The 19489-nt window shown below is 73.0% G+C and carries 14 protein-coding genes and 1 pseudogene; 4 read left to right on the top strand and 11 right to left on the bottom strand.

Translation table 11 applies throughout. From position 1 onward, the window contains the following. Window positions 1–99 precede the first annotated feature (99 nt). The 7 genes from M5362_RS18795 to M5362_RS18765 are packed head-to-tail and all read right to left on the bottom strand — an operon-like array spanning window position 100 to window position 8156. On the bottom strand, window positions 100–906 hold the full coding sequence (locus M5362_RS18795; protein ID WP_260228740.1) for a CoA ester lyase: 807 nt from the start codon (window positions 904–906) through the stop codon (window positions 100–102). Next, on the bottom strand, window positions 903–2108 hold the full coding sequence (locus M5362_RS18790; RefSeq protein WP_260228739.1) for a CaiB/BaiF CoA-transferase family protein: 1206 nt from the start codon (window positions 2106–2108) through the stop codon (window positions 903–905). Before M5362_RS18790 ends, M5362_RS18795 begins: the two co-directional genes overlap by 4 nt. Continuing rightward, window positions 2105–3025, bottom strand: coding sequence for a ribokinase (rbsK, locus tag M5362_RS18785; RefSeq protein WP_260228738.1), 921 nt, complete (start codon window positions 3023–3025; stop codon window positions 2105–2107). Before rbsK ends, M5362_RS18790 begins: the two co-directional genes overlap by 4 nt. Beyond that, the gene (locus tag M5362_RS18780) at window positions 3022–4536 is read right to left on the bottom strand and encodes an ADP-ribosylglycohydrolase family protein (RefSeq protein ID WP_260228737.1); all 1515 of its coding nucleotides are present in this window, start codon (window positions 4534–4536) and stop codon (window positions 3022–3024) included. Before M5362_RS18780 ends, rbsK begins: the two co-directional genes overlap by 4 nt. Then, window positions 4533–5687 carry an ADP-ribosylglycohydrolase family protein gene (locus M5362_RS18775; protein WP_260228736.1) on the bottom strand — a complete coding sequence of 385 codons (1155 nt, stop codon included), beginning with the start codon at window positions 5685–5687 and terminating at the stop codon, window positions 4533–4535. Before M5362_RS18775 ends, M5362_RS18780 begins: the two co-directional genes overlap by 4 nt. Beyond that, window positions 5668–7152 (bottom strand): ADP-ribosylglycohydrolase family protein, encoded by a 1485-nt coding sequence (locus M5362_RS18770; RefSeq protein ID WP_260228735.1) that lies wholly within the window; start codon window positions 7150–7152, stop codon window positions 5668–5670. Before M5362_RS18770 ends, M5362_RS18775 begins: the two co-directional genes overlap by 20 nt. Beyond that, window positions 7149–8156 carry an ADP-ribosylglycohydrolase family protein gene (locus M5362_RS18765; RefSeq protein ID WP_260228734.1) on the bottom strand — a complete coding sequence of 336 codons (1008 nt, stop codon included), beginning with the start codon at window positions 8154–8156 and terminating at the stop codon, window positions 7149–7151. The genes M5362_RS18770 and M5362_RS18765 overlap by 4 nt, the downstream gene beginning before the upstream one ends. 244 nt (window positions 8157–8400) lie before the next feature. Here M5362_RS18765 and M5362_RS18760 point away from each other — a divergent pair, with 244 nt between their 5' ends. The 3 genes from M5362_RS18760 (at window position 8401) to M5362_RS18750 (ending at window position 15549) form a co-directional block, all read left to right on the top strand. After that, window positions 8401–9129, top strand: coding sequence for a VIT1/CCC1 transporter family protein (locus M5362_RS18760; protein WP_260228733.1), 729 nt, complete (start codon window positions 8401–8403; stop codon window positions 9127–9129). Window positions 9130–9536: 407 nt separating this feature from the next. After that, the gene (gltB, locus tag M5362_RS18755) at window positions 9537–14096 is read left to right on the top strand and encodes a glutamate synthase large subunit (RefSeq protein ID WP_260228732.1); all 4560 of its coding nucleotides are present in this window, start codon (window positions 9537–9539) and stop codon (window positions 14094–14096) included. After that, window positions 14089–15549 carry a glutamate synthase subunit beta gene (locus M5362_RS18750; RefSeq protein ID WP_260228731.1) on the top strand — a complete coding sequence of 487 codons (1461 nt, stop codon included), beginning with the start codon at window positions 14089–14091 and terminating at the stop codon, window positions 15547–15549. Before gltB ends, M5362_RS18750 begins: the two co-directional genes overlap by 8 nt. A gap of 139 nt (window positions 15550–15688) precedes the next feature. Here M5362_RS18750 and M5362_RS18745 read toward each other — a convergent pair whose 3' ends face one another. The 3 genes from M5362_RS18745 to M5362_RS18735 are packed head-to-tail and all read right to left on the bottom strand — an operon-like array spanning window position 15689 to window position 18431. Continuing rightward, entirely contained in the window at window positions 15689–16588 is a 900-nt protein-coding gene (locus M5362_RS18745) for an alpha/beta hydrolase (RefSeq protein WP_260228730.1), read from the bottom strand. Then, entirely contained in the window at window positions 16585–17310 is a 726-nt protein-coding gene (locus M5362_RS18740) for an SDR family NAD(P)-dependent oxidoreductase (protein ID WP_260228729.1), read from the bottom strand. The genes M5362_RS18745 and M5362_RS18740 overlap by 4 nt, the downstream gene beginning before the upstream one ends. Next, window positions 17307–18431, bottom strand: coding sequence for an LLM class flavin-dependent oxidoreductase (locus M5362_RS18735; protein ID WP_260228728.1), 1125 nt, complete (start codon window positions 18429–18431; stop codon window positions 17307–17309). Before M5362_RS18735 ends, M5362_RS18740 begins: the two co-directional genes overlap by 4 nt. A gap of 88 nt (window positions 18432–18519) precedes the next feature. Between M5362_RS18735 and M5362_RS18730 the strand changes: the two genes are divergently transcribed. Beyond that, window positions 18520–19236, top strand: coding sequence for a PadR family transcriptional regulator (locus M5362_RS18730; protein WP_308354887.1), 717 nt, complete (start codon window positions 18520–18522; stop codon window positions 19234–19236). Window positions 19237–19274: 38 nt separating this feature from the next. Here the strand turns inward: M5362_RS18730 and M5362_RS33325 are convergent. After that, window positions 19275–19463 (bottom strand): annotated as a pseudogene (locus tag M5362_RS33325) (flavin reductase family protein); the annotation flags it as partial. Window positions 19464–19489 lie beyond the last annotated feature (26 nt).

The following is a 19489-nucleotide window of genomic DNA, read 5'->3' as shown; positions in this document are numbered from 1 at the left end:
CGACCGGACACACGGCACACCACAGGGCCGCCAGGGACCGAAGGGTCCCGGCGGCCCTGTGGCGTATGGACGGGTCCTCCGGCCCGCTCGCACCGGCGGTCAGGCGGCTCTCGCCGCCAGGGTCAGGACCCGGCGGGCGCCTTCGACGACCGCCGCGTCGACGAAGCGGCCGTCCGGGAGGGCCAGGGCGCCCTCCTCCGTCTGGGACGCCTTCACGACCTCCTCGGCCGCGGCGACCTCGTCGGGGCTCGGGAGATAGGCCTGCTCGATGACCGGGAGCTGGCGGGGGTGGATCGCCGCCCGGCCGAGGAAGCCCATGGCCCGTCCGCGCGCGCAGCCGGCCGCCAGCGAGTCCAGGTCGCGGATGTCGGGGTGGACCGACTGCACCGGCGGAGGGAGGGCCGCCGCGCGGGCGGCGACCACGAGGCGGCCGCGCGACCAGTCGAGGCCGCAGTCCTCCCGTACCCCCAGATCGGCGCGGAGGTCCGCCTCGCCGAGGGCGATGCCGTGGACGGAGGGGTGGGCGGTGGCGATGGTGTACGCCCGCTCGACGGCGAGGGCGTTCTCCAGCAGGGCGTAGAGGGGAAGCCCGGAGGTGACCTCGGCGATCCGCTGGATGTCAGTGGCGTGTGTCACCTTGGGAACACGGAGACCGCGGAGCCCGGGGAGGGGGACCAGTGGAGGGATGTCGCGTGGGGTGTGGACGCGGACATGGATCGGTACGGGGTGGGGATCGGAGAGCAGATCGGCCGTCGCGGCCAGCGCGTACGCCTTGCGGTCCGGGGCCACCGCGTCCTCGAGGTCGACGATGACCACGTCCGCGCCCGAGACCAGGGCCTTCTGGACGACGGCGGGGCGGTCCCCGGGGGCGTACAGCCAGGTGAGGGGGAAGTGCGTACCAGTCATACGGCTCCTTCGCCGCGCAGGGCCCCGATCTCGGCCGGAGTGAGACCGAGCTCGGCGAGGACCTCGGCCGTGTCCGCCCCGTGCGGCCGCCCGGCCCAGCGGATCGCGCCGGGGGTCTCGGATAGCCGGAAGAGGACGTTCTGCATCCGGATCGGCCCCAGCTCGGGATCCGGGACCTCGGTGACGGTGTCGAGGGCGCGGAACTGCGGGTCCTCCATCACGTCCCGGACGTCGTAGACGGGTGCGATCGCCGCCTCGGCCTTCTCGAAGGCGGTCATCGCCTCGTCCCGGGTGTGGCGCGCGATCCAGGTTCCGACCGCCTCGTCGAGTTCGTCCGCGTGGGCGGCCCGGCTCGTGCCGTCGGCGAACCACGGCTCGTCGATCAGCTCGGGGCGGCCGACCAGCCGCAGCACGCGCTCGGCGATCGACTGCGCGGAGGTGGACACGGCGACCCAGGAGCCGTCGGAGGTGCGGTACGTGTTGCGGGGGGCGTTGTTGCGGGAGCGGTTTCCGGTTCGGGGCTGGACATAGCCGAGCTGGTCGTACCAGAGGGGGTGGGGGCCGATGACGGAGAGCATCGGTTCGATGATGGCCATGTCGACGACCTGGCCGCGGCCGGTGGTCGTCCTGGCGGTGAGCGCGGTCATCACCGCGTACGCCGTGGCCAGGGCGGCGATCGAGTCGGCCAGACCGAAGGGGGGAAGGGTGGGCGGGCCGTCCGGCTCGCCGGTGATCGCGGCGAAGCCGCTCATCGCCTCGGCGAGGGTGCCGAAGCCCGGACGGTGGGAGTACGGGCCGAACTGGCCGAACCCGGTGACCCGGGCGAGGACCAGCTCGGGGTTGACGGTGGACAGTTCCTCCCAGCCCAGACCCCAGCGTTCCAGGGTGCCGGGGCGGAAGTTCTCCACGATCACGTCGGCCTCGGCGGCCATCCGCAGGAGGGTGTTCCGGCCGCCGGGGGCGGAGAGGTCCAGGGTGATCGTGCGCTTGTTGCGGCCGAGGACCTTCCACCAGAGACCGACGCCGTCCTTGGCGGGGCCGTGCCCGCGGGACGGATCGGGCTTGCGGGGGTGCTCGACCTTGATGACATCGGCGCCGAAGTCACCCAGCATCATCGCCGCGAGCGGGCCGGCGAAGAGCGTGGCGAGATCGAGGACGCGCAGTCCGTGCAGGGGAGGCGTGGTGTCGGGGGTCCGGGTCATACGGAGTCGACCTCCTGGCCGGTGAGGGAAGCGTGGGCCGCGTCGATCTCGGAGCGGTACGGCATCGAGGACGAGGCTCCCGGGCGCTGGACGGAGAGCGCCGCGGCGGTCGAGGCCCAGGCCATCGCCTCCCGGACGGGCCGGCCTTCGCCGAGGGCGACGGCGAGGGCACCGACGAACGTGTCCCCCGCGGCGGTGGTGTCCACGGCGCGGACGCGGGGAGCGGGGACCGTGAACGGCTCGCTGTCGCGGGCCGCGTGCAGGCTGCCGGCCGCGCCGAGCGTGATGATCACCTCGGGGACGTGGGCGAGCAGGGCGGAGGCGGCGGCGCGCGGGTCGGCGACGCCGGTGAGCGAGGCGGCCTCGTGCTCGTTGGGGACCAGGAGGTCGGTGACGGCGAGGAGTTCGGGAGGGAGTTGCTGGGCCGGGGCGGGGGTGAGGACGGTGCGGACGCCCAGGCGCCGGGCGGTGGCGGCGCCCTCGACGACCACGGAGAGGGGGAGTTCGAGCTGGAGGAGCAGTGTGCCGGCGGTGGCGATCAGGGCCTCGTCGCCGTGGTCGAGTGAGGTGACGGTGCCGTTGGCGCCGGGGATGACGACGATCGCGTTGCCGCCCTCGTCGTCGACCACGATGTGCGCGGTGCCGGAGGGGCCTTCGACGGTGCGCAGCAGGTCGGTCTCGACACCGGAGGCCTCGAGAGCGGCCCGGAGCCGTACGCCGAAGTCGTCGTTGCCGACCGAGCCGATCATCGACACGTCGCCGCCGGCGTGGGCGGCGGCGACGGCCTGGTTGGCGCCCTTGCCGCCCGGGATCGTACGGAACTCCCGTCCGGTGACGGTCTCCCCGCGCGCGGGGGCCCGGGGGACGAAGGCGACGAGGTCCATGTTGGTGCTGCCGAGCACCACGATGCTGGTCATGGGCGTACTGCCTCCAGATACGTCAGTTCGGCGAGGGTGTCGAAGCCGATGCCGTCGAAGGACGGGATCGAGGTGGAGAGCCGGTTCTTGAGGGGGGAGGTCCAGCGCTCGGGCAGCCGGCCGGGGTGACCGGCGAGGAGACCGGCGACGGAGCCGGCGGTGGCGCCGTTGGAGTCGGTGTCCCAGCCGCCGGAGACCGCCGCGCAGATGGTGCGCGAGAAGTCGCCGTCCCCGTGGGTGAGGGCGGCGGCGAGGAGGGCGGCGTTGGGGACGGCATGGACCCAGTGATACCCGCCGAGGGCGGTGTGGAGCCGGTCCACGACGGCGTCGAAGTCGGGGGTGGAGCGGGCGGTCGCGATGCCGAGGCGGACTGCTTCGGCGAGCCGCGCGCGGGGCGGGACCACGGCCAGGCCGGCGGCGAGGGCCTGGTGGACGTCGGCGGTGCCACTCGCGGCGGTGGCGATCGTCGCGGCGACGAACAGGGCGCCGTGGACGCCGTTCGCGGTGTGGGTGAGCGCCGCGTCCCGGTACGCCTGCCCGGCGGCGGCCCCGGGGTCGCCGGGGTTCGTCCAGCCGTGGACGTCGGCGCGGATCTGGGCGCCGATCCACTCGCGGAAGGGGTTGCGGTGGACGGCGGTCAGCGGGGGTTCGACGCCGTCGAGGAGGTTGCGGTAGGCGACGCGCTCGGCGGTGAAGGTGCGGCCGGCGGGGAGTTCGTCGAGCCAGAGCCGGGCGACGTCCGCGGTGGAGAAGCCGCGGCCGTACCGCTGGAGGAGCAGCAGGTTGAGAAGAGGGTAGTTGAGGTCGTCGTCCTCGGGCATCCCGTCGATGTTCTCGGCGAGGGAGGTGGTCGCGGAGCGGCGGTTCCAGGGGTGGGCGGCGAGGAGCTCCGCGGGGACGCCGGTCTCGGTGAACCAGCGGGTGAGGGGCCAGTTGCCCGCGGCGCGGGCGAGGGCGCGGATGGCGGGGAGGGGGAGCTTCTCGACGGGCTTGCCGAGGAGACAGCCGATGGCGCGCCCGAGCCACGCGGCGTGCAGGCGGTCGCGCAAAGGGTCGTCGAGGGGGGCGCGCACGGGGTTGAGCAGGGCGTCGCGAAGGGGGTCGCGACCCCGGACTCGGTCGCGAAGGGGGTCGTCGAGGGGGGCGTTGAGGGGGGCGTTGAGGGGGGCGTTGAGGGGGGCGGCCGTCCGCGTCCCGGTCGCCGCGCGCCGCGCTTCGGGCTCGGGAGGTGCGGTCGCGGGGGCCAGCGCCCGGATGGCCGGCAGGGCGGTCGGTTCCTGTGCGCTCAGGGGGCTGGGGAGCGTGGACAGGTCGTCGAGGAGGGCTTCGGCCAGGGCGCGCAGCTCCGGGCGCGGTGTCGGGGAGGCGCCCGCCGTCTGCGGGGCGGGCGGGCCGCCCGCGGCGTGCCATCGGGCGGCGAGCGCGGAGGCGTCGCGGCCGTCCTCCCGCGCCTGGCGGAGCTCATGGCCGACGAGGTCCTCCGGCTGGACCCAGGTGACGCGCAGGTTCATCGGACGGCCGCGCTCGTCAGGGTCGCGTACGCCGACTCGTGCGCCCGGCGGCGGGCGGTGTCGCGGGCGAAGACCTCGCGCGCGACCTCCGTCAGCGCCCGCGCCGGAGCGTGCAGGTCGAGCCGGCTCGCCTCCGCGACCTGCTTCGCCCAGGCGGACGGGATCGCGGACTCGCCGCCGAGCGCGCCCACGACCGCCCCCGCCATGGTCGCGATCGAGTCGCAGTCACGGCCGTAGTTGACCGCGCCCAGGACCGTGCGCCGGTAGTCGCCGCGGCCGACGAGGAGCATTCCCAGCGCGATCGGGAGTTCCTCGATCGCATGGAGCCGCGACGGGCGGCGCGCCCCCAGCGACGGCGCGCGGTAGTCCGTGCCCACCGTGTCGAACGGCGCCACCGCCTGCCGGAGGGGGACGACCGCGGTCTCGAAGTCCGTGTGCCCGGAAGCGACTTCGCCCACCGCCTCGATCGCCGCCCGGGTGCCGTCCTTGGCCAGGGACAGGGCGGCGCTCACGACCGACTCCGGGGTGGCGCCCGGCGCGCACGCGGCCGCCACCGCCGCCGCGAACACCCCCGCCGCCTCCCGCCCGTACGACGACTGGTGCGGCGCCGCGATGTCCAGCGCCTCCGCGTACGCCGCCTCCGGGTGGGCCGCGTTGATCAGGCCGACCGGCGCCATGTACATCGCCGCACCGCAGTTGACGATGTTTCCGCTGCCCGCCTCGCGCGGATCGACATGACCGTAGTGGAGGCGCGCGACGAGCCACTTCTCCGCCAGGAAGATCCGCTGGAGGGGCAGGGCCTCCGCTTCCAGCTCGGGGATCCAGACCGGGGCGCCGATGAGTTCGGGGACGAGGTGGTCCGCCACCGCGTACGCGTCGAGGTGGTCGCGGACCTTCTCGTACACCCTGATCAGGGCGTGGGTCATCAAGGTGTCGTCGGTGACGTGCCCGTCGCCCTTGTGGTACGGCGCGATGGGACGTGCCGTGCGCCAGGCGTCGCCGTTCCAGGGGCCGACGATGCCGGTGACCCGGCCGCCGTGGCGTTCCAGGATCTGTTCGGGGGTGTACCCCTCGACGGGGCCGCCGAGGGCGTCGCCGACGGCGGCCCCGAGGAGACTTCCGGTGATCCGGTCATCCAGTGTGGGTGTCATGTCGGAATTGTCCACCCGGGGTGGCCAGTTCCGTGTCTCCGAGGAGCCCGGCGAGTTCGACGAGATCCGTGCCCGCGAGGCGGGGGAGCGCGCAGCCGGCGAGCCGGCGGCAGGCGTCGCGCCAGGTGGCGGGGAGGGAACCGGCGCCGCCGAGCGCGCCGGTGAGCGCGCCCGCGAGCGCCGGGGCGGAGTCCGCGACACGCGAGAGGCAGGCGGCGGCCGGCACGGCCCCGGACGCCTCGCCGCGCGCCGCGAGGGCGAGTGCCAGGGCGACGGGGACGGTCTCGGCGGCGGCGATGCCGTAGCTGTAGACGTGGTCGACGATCTGGTGCTCCAGGAGGGGGACCAGTTCGAAGGCGCTGGTGGCGTCCTGGGCCATCTTCACCGCCTGCCGGGCGTTGCGGCCGATCTCGGTGGTGGAGGGGAGTTGGCCGAGGGCCGCCTCCACGGCCTCGTCGACGCCCGCGCCGCCGAGGGCCGCCGCGACGGCGGCGGCCATGGCGCGGGCGCCGTGGACGCCGTCGCCGTCCTGGGTGTACCGGGCGTCGAACTCGGCCAGTTCGGCGGCGGCGGCCGGGTCGCCGGGGTGGACGAGGGCGAGCACGGCGGCACGGACGCAGGCCGCGTCGTCGAAGTAGTGGGGGTTGTCGTGGCCGGTGGCGGGGGGACGCAGTCCGGTGGCGAGGTTGCCGAGGCCGGCGCGGACGGAGATCCGGGCGCGGAGCGGGAGGACGGCGGACTCGACCTCGGGGGCGCGGTCGGCTGCTGCGGCGACCTGGCTCGCGAGGGAGTTCCAGGCGAGGTCGACGGCGGCGCGGAGGCGGCGCTCCGGGGGAAGGGTGGCGAAGAGCGGGCCGCTCGCGGCGAGCACCGCTTCGGCGGTGAAGACCGCCCATTCGGCGTCGTCGGAGGGGCCGAGACGGAGGGGCTCGGGCGGCTGGTTGAGGGCGATGGGGACGGGGAGGGTGGTGGTGGCGTTCTGCTCGGCGAACGTGTCGAGTTCGCGCGTGAGGCGGCGGGTCCACTCGGGCATACGGGCGGCCCGGTGCCTGGCCGCCGGCCAGCCGGCGGCGTCTCCCGCGGCGAGGCCGAGGAGAAGACCGGCGATCGCCTCGCGGCGGGCGGAAGCGCCGGTGCGTGGAGTGGCACCCCGGGCCCCGCTCGCGTCGCGGGCGCCGTGGGCCGCCCCCGGGCCCGTGCCACCCCGGGCCCCGCTCGCGTCGCCCAGGCCCCCGCTCGCGTCGCGGGCTCCGTGGGCGCCGTCGGCGGCCCCCGGGCCCCCGAGCGCGCCGTCCTCGTCCGGAGCGCCCGGTCCCGTGGGCTGTGCCCAGCCTTCCCCGGAGCGGCTTCCGGGAGGTGCCTCCAGCCCGGGGGAACGATGGCCCGCAACGGTCTTGGCGGGGGCGTCCTCCAGGCTCGGTCTCGCCGAGCCGTAGGCGCGGTGCGTGGGGTCCGTCGTCGTCATGCCGCCTCCTCCTCGTCCGTCGTCAGCAGGTCCGCGATGTCCAGGACGTGGTAGCCCCGCATCGACGGCAGGCAGCTGCCCGTCACCGGGGCGATCGCCGTCGCCCACTCCTCCGGGATCGCCGAGACGCCCGAGGCGGCGCCCGCGAGCGCGCCCGCCACCGCCGCCGTCGTGTCGGCGTCACGGCCCATGTTGACCGCCATGAGGACCGCCGTACGGAAGTCGCCGCGGGCCGCCGCGAAGGCGCCGAAGGCGAGGCCCACCGCCTCCGGGGCCAGGTCCGTCCACGGATAGCCGCCGATGACGACCGCCGAGCGGACCGTCCGCTCGCGGCCCAACGGGTCCGGGTCCACGCGCTGCGCCGCGACCACCGCGCGGCGCATCGAGCGCGCCGTCCAGGAGTCCATCGGGACCACCGAGAGGGCCGCCGCGATGACCGAGGTCACCGAGGCCCCGCCCATCGCCGCCGCGACACCCGCCGCCACCGCCTGGCCCCCGTAGATGCCCTCCCCGTCGTGGCTCACGCTGCCGTCGATGGCGACCAGCCGGGCCGCCTCCGACGGGCGGCCCGCCGCGAAGACCCCGAAGGGTGCGGCCCGCATCGCCAGGCCGTCCGACCACGCGTGCCGGTGCTGGGCCGAGATGGGCGCCGCGAGGCCCCGCCGGAGGTTCTCCAGCGTGCCCCGCTCGCTGAAGCCCGCCCCGCGGAACGGGCCCTCGTCCAGGTCGGCGATCCAGTGGTGCCAGGCCCGTTCCACATGCTGGACGGTCAGCGCCGAGCCGTGCCGGGCCAGCAGCAGCCCCGAGAAGATCGCGTACTCCGTGTCGTCCGTGCCGGCCGGACTGTCCGTCACGAAGCCCTCGATCCGGCCCCACCGGCGGCGGATCTCCGACGGGCGCATGTTCTCGGCGGGTGCGCCGAGCGCGTCGCCGACCGCGAGGCCGAGCAGCGCGCCCCTGGCGCGCTCACGCGTGTCGCATGCCGTCGTTGCCGTCTCGCTCACCATCTCGCACCCCTTTCACGGTTCCTGGATCTGTGCCACGCGGGGGAGGCGATGACGTCGCAGAAACGTCTCTGTCACCCGGCTGACACCCCGGTCGACACCCTGGCTGACACTCCGCCAGAAGGGCAGGTCAGCCTTACTAAGTACGGCCTGCCTTGCTGGCGAGACCCTTACATCGCGCGTATTTTCGAGGGTGTTGGGGGTGGCGGGTGCAGCCCGGCCCGCCGGAGACCAGGGGAGAACCATGTCCATCATCGAAATCCACGCACCACTGCACGAAGCCCACCGCGACAACCACACGCACCGCGACGTGAACGGCGGCTGGCTGCGCCCGGCGGTCTTCGGCGCGATGGACGGACTGGTCTCCAACCTCGCCCTGATGACCGGGGTCGCGGGCGGCGCGGTCTCGCAGCAGACCATCGTCATCACCGGCCTCGCCGGACTCGCGGCGGGCGCCTTCTCCATGGCGGCCGGCGAATACACCTCCGTCGCCTCGCAGCGCGAACTCGTCCAGGCGGAACTGGATGTCGAGCGCCGTCAGCTGCGCAAGCACCCGGTCGACGAGATGGAGGAGCTCGCCGCGCTCTACGTGTCCCGCGGCGTCGAGCCCGCGCTCGCCCGCGAGGTCGCGATGCAGCTCTCCCGGGACCCGGAGCAGGCGCTGGAGATCCACGCCCGCGAGGAGCTGGGCATCGACCCCGACGACCTGCCCTCGCCCTTGACCGCCGCCGTGTCGTCGTTCGCCTCGTTCGCGCTCGGCGCCCTGCTGCCCGTACTGCCCTATCTGCTCGGCGCGAGCGCGCTGTGGCCGGCGGTGCTCCTCGCCCTCCTCGGGCTCTTCGCCTGCGGCGCGCTGGTGGCCCGGGTGACGGCGCGCAGCTGGTGGTTCAGCGGACTGCGCCAGCTCGTCCTGGGCGGGGCGGCCGCAGCCCTCACGTACGGGCTCGGCATGCTCTTCGGCGCCGCGCTCTGAGCCGGTTCCCACCCGCTCCCGAAGGCCCTCGCCCTGCGGCGGGGGCCTTCTCCGTGCATGCTGGCTGTGACGTATATCCCCTGGGCGGATCGGCCGGCCAGTGAGACACTATGCATAGCGCGACATATGTAGCCGTTACCCGGCGGTTTCGAACGTCTAACCACCGGGCATGAGGCGTAAGCGCCGCGGGCAATGAGGCTCGCTCTGCGACGGGTCGTCCGACCCTCTGAGATCAACGTGTTCACGCGTGAACCACCGTCACCGCTCCGTGTCAGCGGTGTCCGCATGCTGGAATGAGCTATCCACTTCGCGAGAAGCCAGCCATCATGTAACCTGCACGAAATTTCGCGGAGGGCCAACGTCGTCCCTCGGCAGCTGCATATGCCACGACGACGACGGGAGAGCCGATGCGTTCCGACGCCTGGTCGCCCATGGACGGTCGCCCTGCTCCGCAGGGGATGTACGACCCCCGTAACGAACACGACGCCTGTGGTGTCGGGTTCGTGGCCACCCTGACCGGTGTTGCCAGCCACGCGCTGGTCGAGCAGGCGCTGACCGTACTGCGCAACCTCGAGCACCGCGGCGCCACCGGCTCCGAGCCCGACTCCGGAGACGGCGCCGGCATCCTGCTCCAGGTTCCGGACGCCTTCCTGCGCGAGGTCACCGACTTCGACCTCCCCGCCGCCGGCGCCTACGCCGTCGGCATCGCCTTCCTCCCTGCCGACGGCTCCGCACAGGCCGTCTCGCAGATCGAGACGCTCGCGTCCGAGGAGGGTCTGACCGTCCTCGGCTGGCGCGACGTCCCCGTCGCCCCCGAGCTGCTCGGCGCCTCCGCCCGTGCCACCATGCCGGTCTTCCGCCAGCTCTTCGTCGCCGACGGGACGAGCACGGACATCGCGCTCGACCGCAAGGCGTTCGTGCTGCGCAAGCGCGCCGAGCGCGAGGCCGGGACGTACTTCCCGTCGCTCTCCGCCCGCACGATCGTCTACAAGGGCATGCTGACCACCGGCCAGCTGGAGCCCTTCTTCCCGGACCTGTCGGACCGCCGCTGCGCCACCGCCGTGGCCCTGGTCCACTCCCGGTTCTCCACCAACACCTTCCCGAGCTGGCCGCTGGCCCACCCGTACCGCTTCGTCGCGCACAACGGTGAGATCAACACGGTCAAGGGCAACCGCAACTGGATGGTCGCCCGCGAGTCCCAGCTCGCCTCCGACCTCTTCGGTGAGGGAAGCCTGGAGCGGATCTTCCCGATCTGTACGCCGGACGCCTCCGACTCCGCCTCCTTCGACGAGGTCCTGGAGCTGCTCCACCTCGGCGGCCGCTCGCTCCCGCACAGCGTCCTGATGATGGTCCCCGAGGCGTGGGAGAACCACGACTCCATGGACCCGGCCCGGCGCGCCTTCTACCAGTTCCACTCCACGATGATGGAGCCCTGGGACGGCCCGGCCTGCGTCACCTTCACCGACGGCGTCCAGGTCGGCGCGGTGCTCGACCGCAACGGTCTGCGCCCCGGCCGCTACTGGGTCACCGACGAGGGCCTCGTCGTCCTCTCCTCCGAGGTCGGCGTCCTCGACATCGACCCCGCCAAGGTCGTCCGCAAGGGCCGCCTGCAGCCCGGCAAGATGTTCCTCGTCGACACCGCCGAGCACCGGATCATCGAGGACGACGAGATCAAGGCCGGCCTCGCCGCCGAGAACCCGTACGCCGAATGGCTGGAGACCGGCGAGATCGAGCTCGAGGACCTCCCCGAGCGCGAGCACATCGTCCACACCCACGCCTCGGTCACCCGCCGCCAGCAGACCTTCGGCTACACCGAGGAAGAGCTCCGCGTCATCCTCGCCCCGATGGCCCGCACCGGCGGTGAGCCGCTCGGCTCCATGGGCACGGACTCGCCGATCGCGGCCCTCTCCGAGCGCCCCCGGCTGCTCTTCGACTACTTCACCCAGCTCTTCGCGCAGGTCACCAACCCGCCGCTGGACGCGATCCGCGAGGAGCTGGTGACGAGCCTGCTCTCCTCGCTGGGCCCGCAGGGCAACCTCCTGGAGCCGACCTCGGCCTCCTGCCGCTCGGTCACCCTGCCCTTCCCGGTGATCGACAACGACGAGCTGGCCAAGCTCATCCACATCAACGCCGACGGCGACATGCCCGGCATGAAGGCCGCGACCCTGTCCGGCCTGTACCGGGTCTCCGGCGGCGGCGACGCGCTCGCCGCCCGCATCGAGGAGATCTGCGCCGAGACCGACGCGGCGATCGAGGCCGGTGCCCACCTCCTCGTCCTCTCCGACCGGCACTCCGACGCCGAGCACGCGCCGATCCCGTCGCTGCTGCTCACCGCGGCCGTCCACCACCACCTCATCCGTACCAAGCAGCGCACCCAGGTGGGTCTGCTGGTCGAGGCCGGCGACGTCCGCGAGGTCCACCACGTGGCCCTGCTCATCGGCTACGGCGCCGCCGCCGTCAACCCGTACCTGGCGATGGAGTCGGTCGAGGACCTGGTCCGCGCCGGCACCTTCATCGAGGGCCTGGAGCCCGAGCAGGCGATCCGCAACCTGATCTACGCGCTCGGCAAGGGCGTCCTCAAGGTCATGTCCAAGATGGGCATCTCGACCGTCGCCTCCTACCGCGGCGCCCAGGTCTTCGAGGCCGTCGGCCTCGACACCGCCTTCGTCGAGAAGTACTTCAACGGCACGGCCACCAAGATCGGCGGCGCCGGTCTCGACGTCGTCGCCAAGGAGGTCGCCGCCCGGCACGCCAAGGCGTACCCCGCCTCCGGCGTCCCCTCCGCGCACCGCGCGCTGGACATCGGCGGCGAGTACCAGTGGCGCCGCGAGGGCGAGCCGCACCTCTTCGACCCGGAGACGGTCTTCCGCCTCCAGCACGCCACGCGCAACAAGCGGTACGACGTCTTCAAGAAGTACACGGACCGGGTGAACGAGCAGTCCGAGCGCCTGATGACGCTCCGCGGCCTCTTCGGCTTCACCTCGGACCGCGAGGCGATCTCCGTCGACGAGGTCGAGCCGGTCTCCGAGATCGTCAAGCGGTTCTCGACGGGTGCCATGTCGTACGGCTCCATCTCCCGCGAGGCGCACGAGACCCTCGCCATCGCCATGAACCAGCTGGGCGGCAAGTCCAACACCGGTGAGGGCGGCGAGGACCCGGACCGTCTCTACGACCCGGCGCGCCGCTCCGCGATCAAGCAGGTCGCCTCCGGCCGCTTCGGCGTGACGAGCGAGTACCTGGTCAACGCGGACGACATCCAGATCAAGATGGCGCAGGGCGCCAAGCCCGGCGAGGGCGGTCAGCTGCCCGGCCACAAGGTCTACCCGTGGGTGGCCAAGACCCGGCACAGCACGCCCGGTGTCGGTCTGATCTCCCCGCCGCCGCACCACGACATCTACTCCATCGAGGACCTGGCTCAGCTGATCCACGACCTCAAGAACGCCAACCCGGCCGCGCGTATCCACGTGAAGCTGGTGTCGGAGGTCGGTGTCGGCACGGTCGCCGCCGGTGTCTCCAAGGCGCACGCGGACGTCGTCCTCATCTCCGGCCACGACGGCGGTACGGGCGCCTCCCCGCTCACCTCGCTGAAGCACGCGGGCGGTCCCTGGGAGCTCGGCCTCGCCGAGACCCAGCAGACGCTGCTGCTCAACGGCCTGCGCGACCGGATCGTCGTCCAGACCGACGGCCAGCTCAAGACCGGCCGTGACGTCGTCATCGCCGCGCTGCTCGGCGCCGAGGAGTTCGGTTTCGCGACCGCGCCGCTCGTCGTCTCCGGCTGCGTCATGATGCGCGTCTGCCACCTGGACACCTGCCCCGTCGGCATCGCCACCCAGAACCCGGTCCTGCGCGACCGCTTCTCCGGCAAGGCCGAGTTCGTCGTCAACTTCTTCGAGTTCATCGCCGAGGAGGTCCGCGAGATCCTCGCCGAGCTGGGCTTCCGTACGCTCGAAGAGGCCGTCGGCCACGCCGAGCTGCTGGACACCAGCCGCGCCGTGACGCACTGGAAGGCACAGGGCCTGGACCTGGCCCCGCTCTTCCACGTGCCCGAGCTGCCCGAGGGCGCGGTCCGCCATGCCCTGATCGAGCAGGACCACGGTCTGGAGAAGGCCCTCGACAACGAGCTGATCGAGCTCGCCGCCGAGGCGCTGGGCGCGGCGACGGCCGAGGACGCCCAGCCGGTCCGGGCCCAGGTCGCCATCCGCAACATCAACCGGACGGTCGGCACCATGCTCGGCCACGAGGTGACGAAGAAGTTCGGCGGTGCGGGTCTGCCGGCCGACACCATCGACATCACCTTCACCGGCTCCGCGGGCCAGTCGTTCGGCGCCTTCCTGCCGAGCGGAGTCACGCTCCGCCTGGAGGGCGACGCCAACGACTACGTGGGCAAGGGCCTCTCCGGCGGCCGCGTCATCGTCCGCCCGGACCGTGGCGCCGACCACCTGGCCGAGTACTCGACCATCGCCGGCAACACCATCGGCTACGGCGCGACCGGCGGCGAGCTGTTCCTGCGCGGCCGCACCGGTGAGCGCTTCTGCGTCCGCAACTCCGGCGCGCTGGTCGTCTCGGAGGGCGTGGGCGACCACGGCTGCGAGTACATGACCGGCGGCACCGCGGTCGTCCTCGGCGAGACGGGCCGCAACTTCGCGGCCGGCATGTCGGGCGGCGTCGCGTACGTCGTCGACCTCGACCGGGACAACGTCAACTCCGGCAACCTCTCCGCCGTCGAGTCGCTCGACGACGCGGACAAGCAGTGGCTGCACGACGTCGTGCGCCGCCACCACGAGGAGACCGGCTCGACGGTCGCCGAGAAGCTCCTTGCCGACTGGCCCGCGAACGCGGAGCGCTTCAGCAAGATCATCCCGTCCACGTACAAGGCAGTGCTCGCCGCCAAGGACGCCGCTGAGCTCGCCGGTCTCTCCGAGGCCGAGACCACCGAGAAGATGATGGAGGCGGCGACCAATGGCTGACCCCAAGGGCTTCCTGACCACCGGCCGCGAGGTCGCCAAGACCCGTCCGGTGGGCGAGCGAGTCAAGGACTTCAACGAGGTCTACGTTCCCGGCTCCCTGCTGCCGATCATCAGCAAGCAGGCCGGCCGCTGCATGGACTGCGGCATCCCGTTCTGCCACAACGGCTGCCCGCTCGGGAACCTCATCCCCGAGTGGAACGACTACGCCTACCGCGAGGACTGGTCGCAGGCGTCCGAGCGGCTGCACGCCACGAACAACTTCCCGGAGTTCACCGGCCGTCTGTGCCCGGCTCCGTGCGAGGCGGCGTGCGTGCTCGGCATCAACCAGCCGGCCGTCACCATCAAGAACGTCGAAGTCTCCATCATCGACAAGGCGTGGGACAGCAACGACGTCAGGCCGCAGGCGCCCGAGCGGCTCTCCGGCAAGACCGTCGCCGTCGTCGGCTCGGGCCCGGCGGGTCTCGCCGCCGCGCAGCAGCTGACCCGGGCCGGTCACACGGTCGCCGTCTTCGAGCGCGCCGACCGGATCGGTGGACTGCTGCGGTACGGCATCCCCGAGTTCAAGATGGAGAAGCGGCACATCAACCGCCGTATCGAGCAGATGCGCGCGGAGGGTACGAAGTTCCGCACGGGCGTGGAGATCGGCCGCGACATCACGGCGACCGACCTGCGCAAGCGGTACGACGCCGTCGTCATCGCCGCCGGTGCGACGACCGCCCGCGACCTGCCCGTCCCGGGCCGGGAGCTGAGCGGCATCCACCAGGCGATGGAGTACCTGCCGCTCGCCAACAAGGTCGTCGAGGGCGACTTCGTGGCCCCGCCGATCACGGCCGAGGGCAAGCACGTCGTCGTCATCGGCGGCGGCGACACGGGCGCGGACTGCGTGGGCACCGCCCACCGCCAGGGCGCGGCCTCGGTCACGCAGCTGGAGATCATGCCGCGTCCGGGCGAGGAGCGGGCGGCCGGCCAGCCGTGGCCGACCTTCCCGATGCTGTACAAGGTCACCTCGGCGCACGAGGAGGGCGGCGAGCGGGTCTACTCCGTCTCCACCACCCACTTCGAGGGCGACGAGGAGGGCAACGTCCAGTTCCTGCACCTGGTCGAGGTCGAGTTCGTCGAGGGCAGGCTGACGCAGAAGCCCGGCACGGAGCGGAAGATCCCGGCGCAGCTGGTGACGCTCGCGATGGGCTTCACGGGCACGGACGTCGAGAACGGCCTGGTCGGGCAGTTTGGTCTGGACCTGGACGAGCGGGGTAACATCGCCCGTGACGCGGACTTCGCCACCAACGTCGGTGGTGTGTTCGTGGCCGGTGACGCTGGCCGCGGCCAGTCGCTGATCGTCTGGGCGATCGCCGAGGGCCGGTCGGCGGCGCGCGGAGTCGACCGCTTCCTGACCGGCGCGAGCGACCTCCCGGCCCCGATCCGCCCGACGGACCGAGCCCTGACGGTCTGACCGTCCCGTCCCCAAGACGTCCCGTACAACGACGTACGGAACTGAGCGCGGCGCCCCCCGAATGTCCCCGACCGGACGACTGGGAGGGCGCCGCGGTGCGTCCGCCTCGTGCCGCGGTGCGTCCGCCTCGTCGGGGTGCTCAGGGGGCCGTGCGGTCTGGTCCCTTCTCTCCGTGGAGGGCGGCGAGCCAGGCCGCCGCGCCGGTCAGGGCCGCGTCCGCCTCCGGCAGGAGGCCCCGCGCCCCGAGGAAGCCGTGGAAGACGCCGGTGTGCAGGCGTACTTCGGCGCGGACACCCGCCGAGGAGAGCCGGCGGGCGTAGGCCAGCCCCTCGTCCCGCAGCGGGTCGCAGTCGGCGAGGACCACCAGCGTGGGCGGCAGCCCGGCGAGATCGGGCGCGAGACCGGGGGAGGCACGGACCGGGTCGCCGTCCGGGCCCAGATACTGCTCCCAGTACCAGCGCATGTGCGCCGTCGTGTGGAAGAAGCCCTCGGCGTACGCCTCCGCCGAGACGGAGCCCATACGGTGGTCCAGGGCCGGGTAGAACAGCAGCTGGCCGGCGACCGGCGGGCTGCCCGCGTCCCGGGCGCGCAGGGCCGCGCCCGCCACGAGGTTGCCGCCGCTGGAGTCGCCCGCCAGGAACACCGGGCCTTCGGAGCGGCCGGCGGCCCACTCCAGGACCGCGTACACGTCGTCCTCGGCGGCCGGGAAGCGGTGCTCGGGGGCGCGCCGGTAGTCCACGGAGACCACCGAGACCCCCGCCCGGTCCGCCAGCCGACGGCACAGCCCGTCGTGCGTGTCCAGGTCGCACAGGACCCAGCCGCCGCCGTGCGCAAAGACGACGACGGGCCCGGCGCCGCCCGGGCCGCCGCCGTACAGCCGTACCCGTACGCCGTTCGCCGTCGTCTCCCGGGAGGGCGGCACGTCCCGTACCCCCGCCCGGGCCGCCGCCCGCAGCGCCTCCGGGGAGCCGGGCCCCGGGAAGCCCGCCGACATCGCCTCGCACAGGGCCCGGGCCGCCGGTGTCAGTGGATCCGTCATCCGGTCGTCAGCCCCCCGTCCACCGTGAACTCCGCCCCCGTGACATAGGACGAGGCGTCCGAGACCAGGAAGCCGATCAGGCCCCCGACCTCCTCCGCCCGGCCCATCCGGCCGAGCGGGACGTGCGACCAGTCCCTGTCCGTCACCGCGGCCGTCATCGGGGTGTCGACGGCCCCGGGATGCACCGAGTTGACGCGGATCCCGTACCGCGCGAGGTCGAGCGCCGAGGAGCGGGTCAGCCCGCGCAGCCCGAACTTGGCCGAGCCGTAGGCCGCGTGCCCGGGGATCCCGACGAGACCGGCCGTCGACGACACGTTCACGATCGAGCCCCCGCCCGCCTCGCGCAGCGCCGGCACCACGGCCTGGATCCCGAGGAAGGGCCCCAACAGGTTGACCCTGAGCAGGAGTTCGAAGGTCTCGTACGTCTCCGACTCCACCGGGGCCGTCCGCCACAGGGCCGCGTTGTTGACGAGTGCGTCGATCCGCCCGTACGCCGTGGCGGCGGCCGAGGCGACCTCCCGCCAGTCCTCCGCCGAGGTCACGTCGTGGCGGACGAACAGGCCCGCGTCGCCGAGCTCCGCCGCGACCGCCCGGCCCTCCTCCTCCCGTACGTCCGTGCAGACGACCCGCGCGCCCGCCGCCACCAGGAGGCGGGCCTCCGCCGCGCCCTGGCCGCGTGCCGCGCCGGTGACGATCACGACCTTGCCGGCGAGGGAGCTCACCTGGCCTCCAGCGCGCGGAAGTGCGGGATGACCTTCTCGCCCCACTGCCGGATGGTCTCCATGCAGACCTCCTGGGGGACGGTGCCCATCTGGATGAGGCACATCACCTCGTCGACGCCGATCTCGCGCAGCCGCTCGACATAGGCGATGGCGGTGTCGGCGTCCCCGTAGGCGTGGTCGGTGTTGTACGTGCCGGTGTCGACCGGGCGGGCCGGGATGTTCGCCTCGTGGAGCCGGGCGACCAGTTCCTCGCGGCGCCGTTCCAGCGCCCCCGTGTGGTCCTCGTCCTCCGCGTAGCCGGTCGGGGCGGGGGAGTTGCCGTACCAGTGGGCGATCGACTCGGCGAAGAAGCGCTGACCGCGCGTGCCGAGGCGCAGCGCGCGCTCGGCGTCGTCGAGGACGATGGTCGGGCAGAGCGCCGAGAAGTGGTCGTTGACCTCGGAGGAGACGAGCCGGGAGCCGTCGCGTACGGCGATGGCCTCGTCGTAGACCTTGCGCATCGCGCGCACGTCGTCGGCGCCCGCGAAGCCCATCACCAGGGCGCCGATGCCGAGTTCCGCGGCGAGCTTGAGGGTGTCGTGCTTCGAGCAGGCCATGAAGAGCGGCGGGTGCGGGTCCTGCACGGGGCGGGGCAGGATCGCGCCGGGGCCGATGTCGATCGAGCCGTGCCACTCGAACAGCTCCTCGCGCCAGGCGTGCGAGAAGATCCGCAGCGCCTCCTCCATCTGCGGATACGTGTCCTCGGGGCGCACCCCGTACATCCGCATCTCCTGGCGGGTGGCGCCCCGGCCGGCGCCGATGTCCACGCGGCCGCCGCTGAGGACGTCGAGCATGGCGGCGCGCTCGGCCACCCGCACCGGGTGCTGGTAGCCGAAGGGCATGGTGACGACGCCGTGGCCGATCCGGATGCGCTCGGTGCGGGCGGCGACCCAGGTCAGGAAGATCTCGGACGCGCTCATGTGCGCGTACTGGGTGAGGGAGTGGTGCTCGACGGCCCAGATCCGGTCGAAGCCCATCTGCTCCGCGTGGACGGCCTGTTCGACGCAGTCGTGGAGGACCTGCCGCTCACGTTCGGGGGTCGGGTCGACGAGCTGGGCCTCGAAGATCATCGAGAACTTCACGGTGAACTCCTCTATTTCGAATAGGAATACTTCTAGCAGGCATACGGGGGTGGGGAAGGGGAGTCGTAGACTTCGCCCCGTGGCGGACATGACGACGGCGGGGCGGGAAGAGCTTCCGGAGATCCCGGGGCTCCCGGCGACGAGCTGGGCGGTGCTCGGACTGCTCTCCTTCGGCGAGGAGCTGTCCGGCTACGACCTCAAGAAGTGGTCCGACTGGTCGCTGCGCTTCTTCTACTGGAGCCCGTCGTTCAGTCAGATCTACAGCGAGCTGAAGCGCCTGGAGAAGGCGGGCTTCGCCACCTCGCGGATGGTCGCCCAGGAGACGGGGAGCCGCGACAAGCGGGTCTACCGGATCACGGACGAGGGGATGGCCGCCGTCCGCACCTGGGCCCGTACGGCGCCCGTCGACCCGCCCGTGCTCAAGCACGGGCCGATGCTGCGGCTCTGGCTCGGGCATCTCCTCGAACCCGAGCAGATGCGGGACGTCCTCGCCCGCCACCGGGAGTTCGCCGAGACCATGCGCCTGCGCGCGCAGACCGACGTGGACGGGTCGAAGGCCGAGGAGGCGTGGGCGTACCCCACGCTCACCCTCAAGTGGGCCGAGCGGTACTACGCCTCCGAGCGGGACCTGGCGGACGCCATGCTCGCCGACATCGAGGAGCTGGAGAAGGCCCGCGCGGCCAAGGCGTCCGGGACGGCGGACCCGGCTCCGGACCCGGCGTCCGGGGCGGCGGACCCGGCTCCTGACCCGGCCTCCGAGTCGGGTGCGGGGGATGGCAAGCGCCCGGAGGCGCGCCGGAAGTAGAGCAGCGGGCCGGTGTCCCGGTGCGCGGTCAGCGCGTCGACCCGGGCCAGCGCGATGGCGTGGTCACCGCCGTCCAGTACCGCCTCCAGGGTGCACTCGACCGTCGCGAGCGACCCCTCGATCAGCGGGGCCCCGCCGGTGCCGGGCCGCCAGGGCGTGCCGGTGAACTTGTCGCCGCCCGTCACCGCGAAGCGCCGGCAGAGCTCCTCCTGATCGGCGGCGAGCACGTTGACCGCGAACCTGCCCCGCCGCG

The sequence above is a fragment of the Streptomyces sp. Je 1-79 genome (assembly GCF_025195125.1).
Taxonomy (GTDB): domain Bacteria; phylum Actinomycetota; class Actinomycetes; order Streptomycetales; family Streptomycetaceae; genus Streptomyces.
This window is presented reverse-complemented; position numbering and strand designations above follow the sequence as displayed.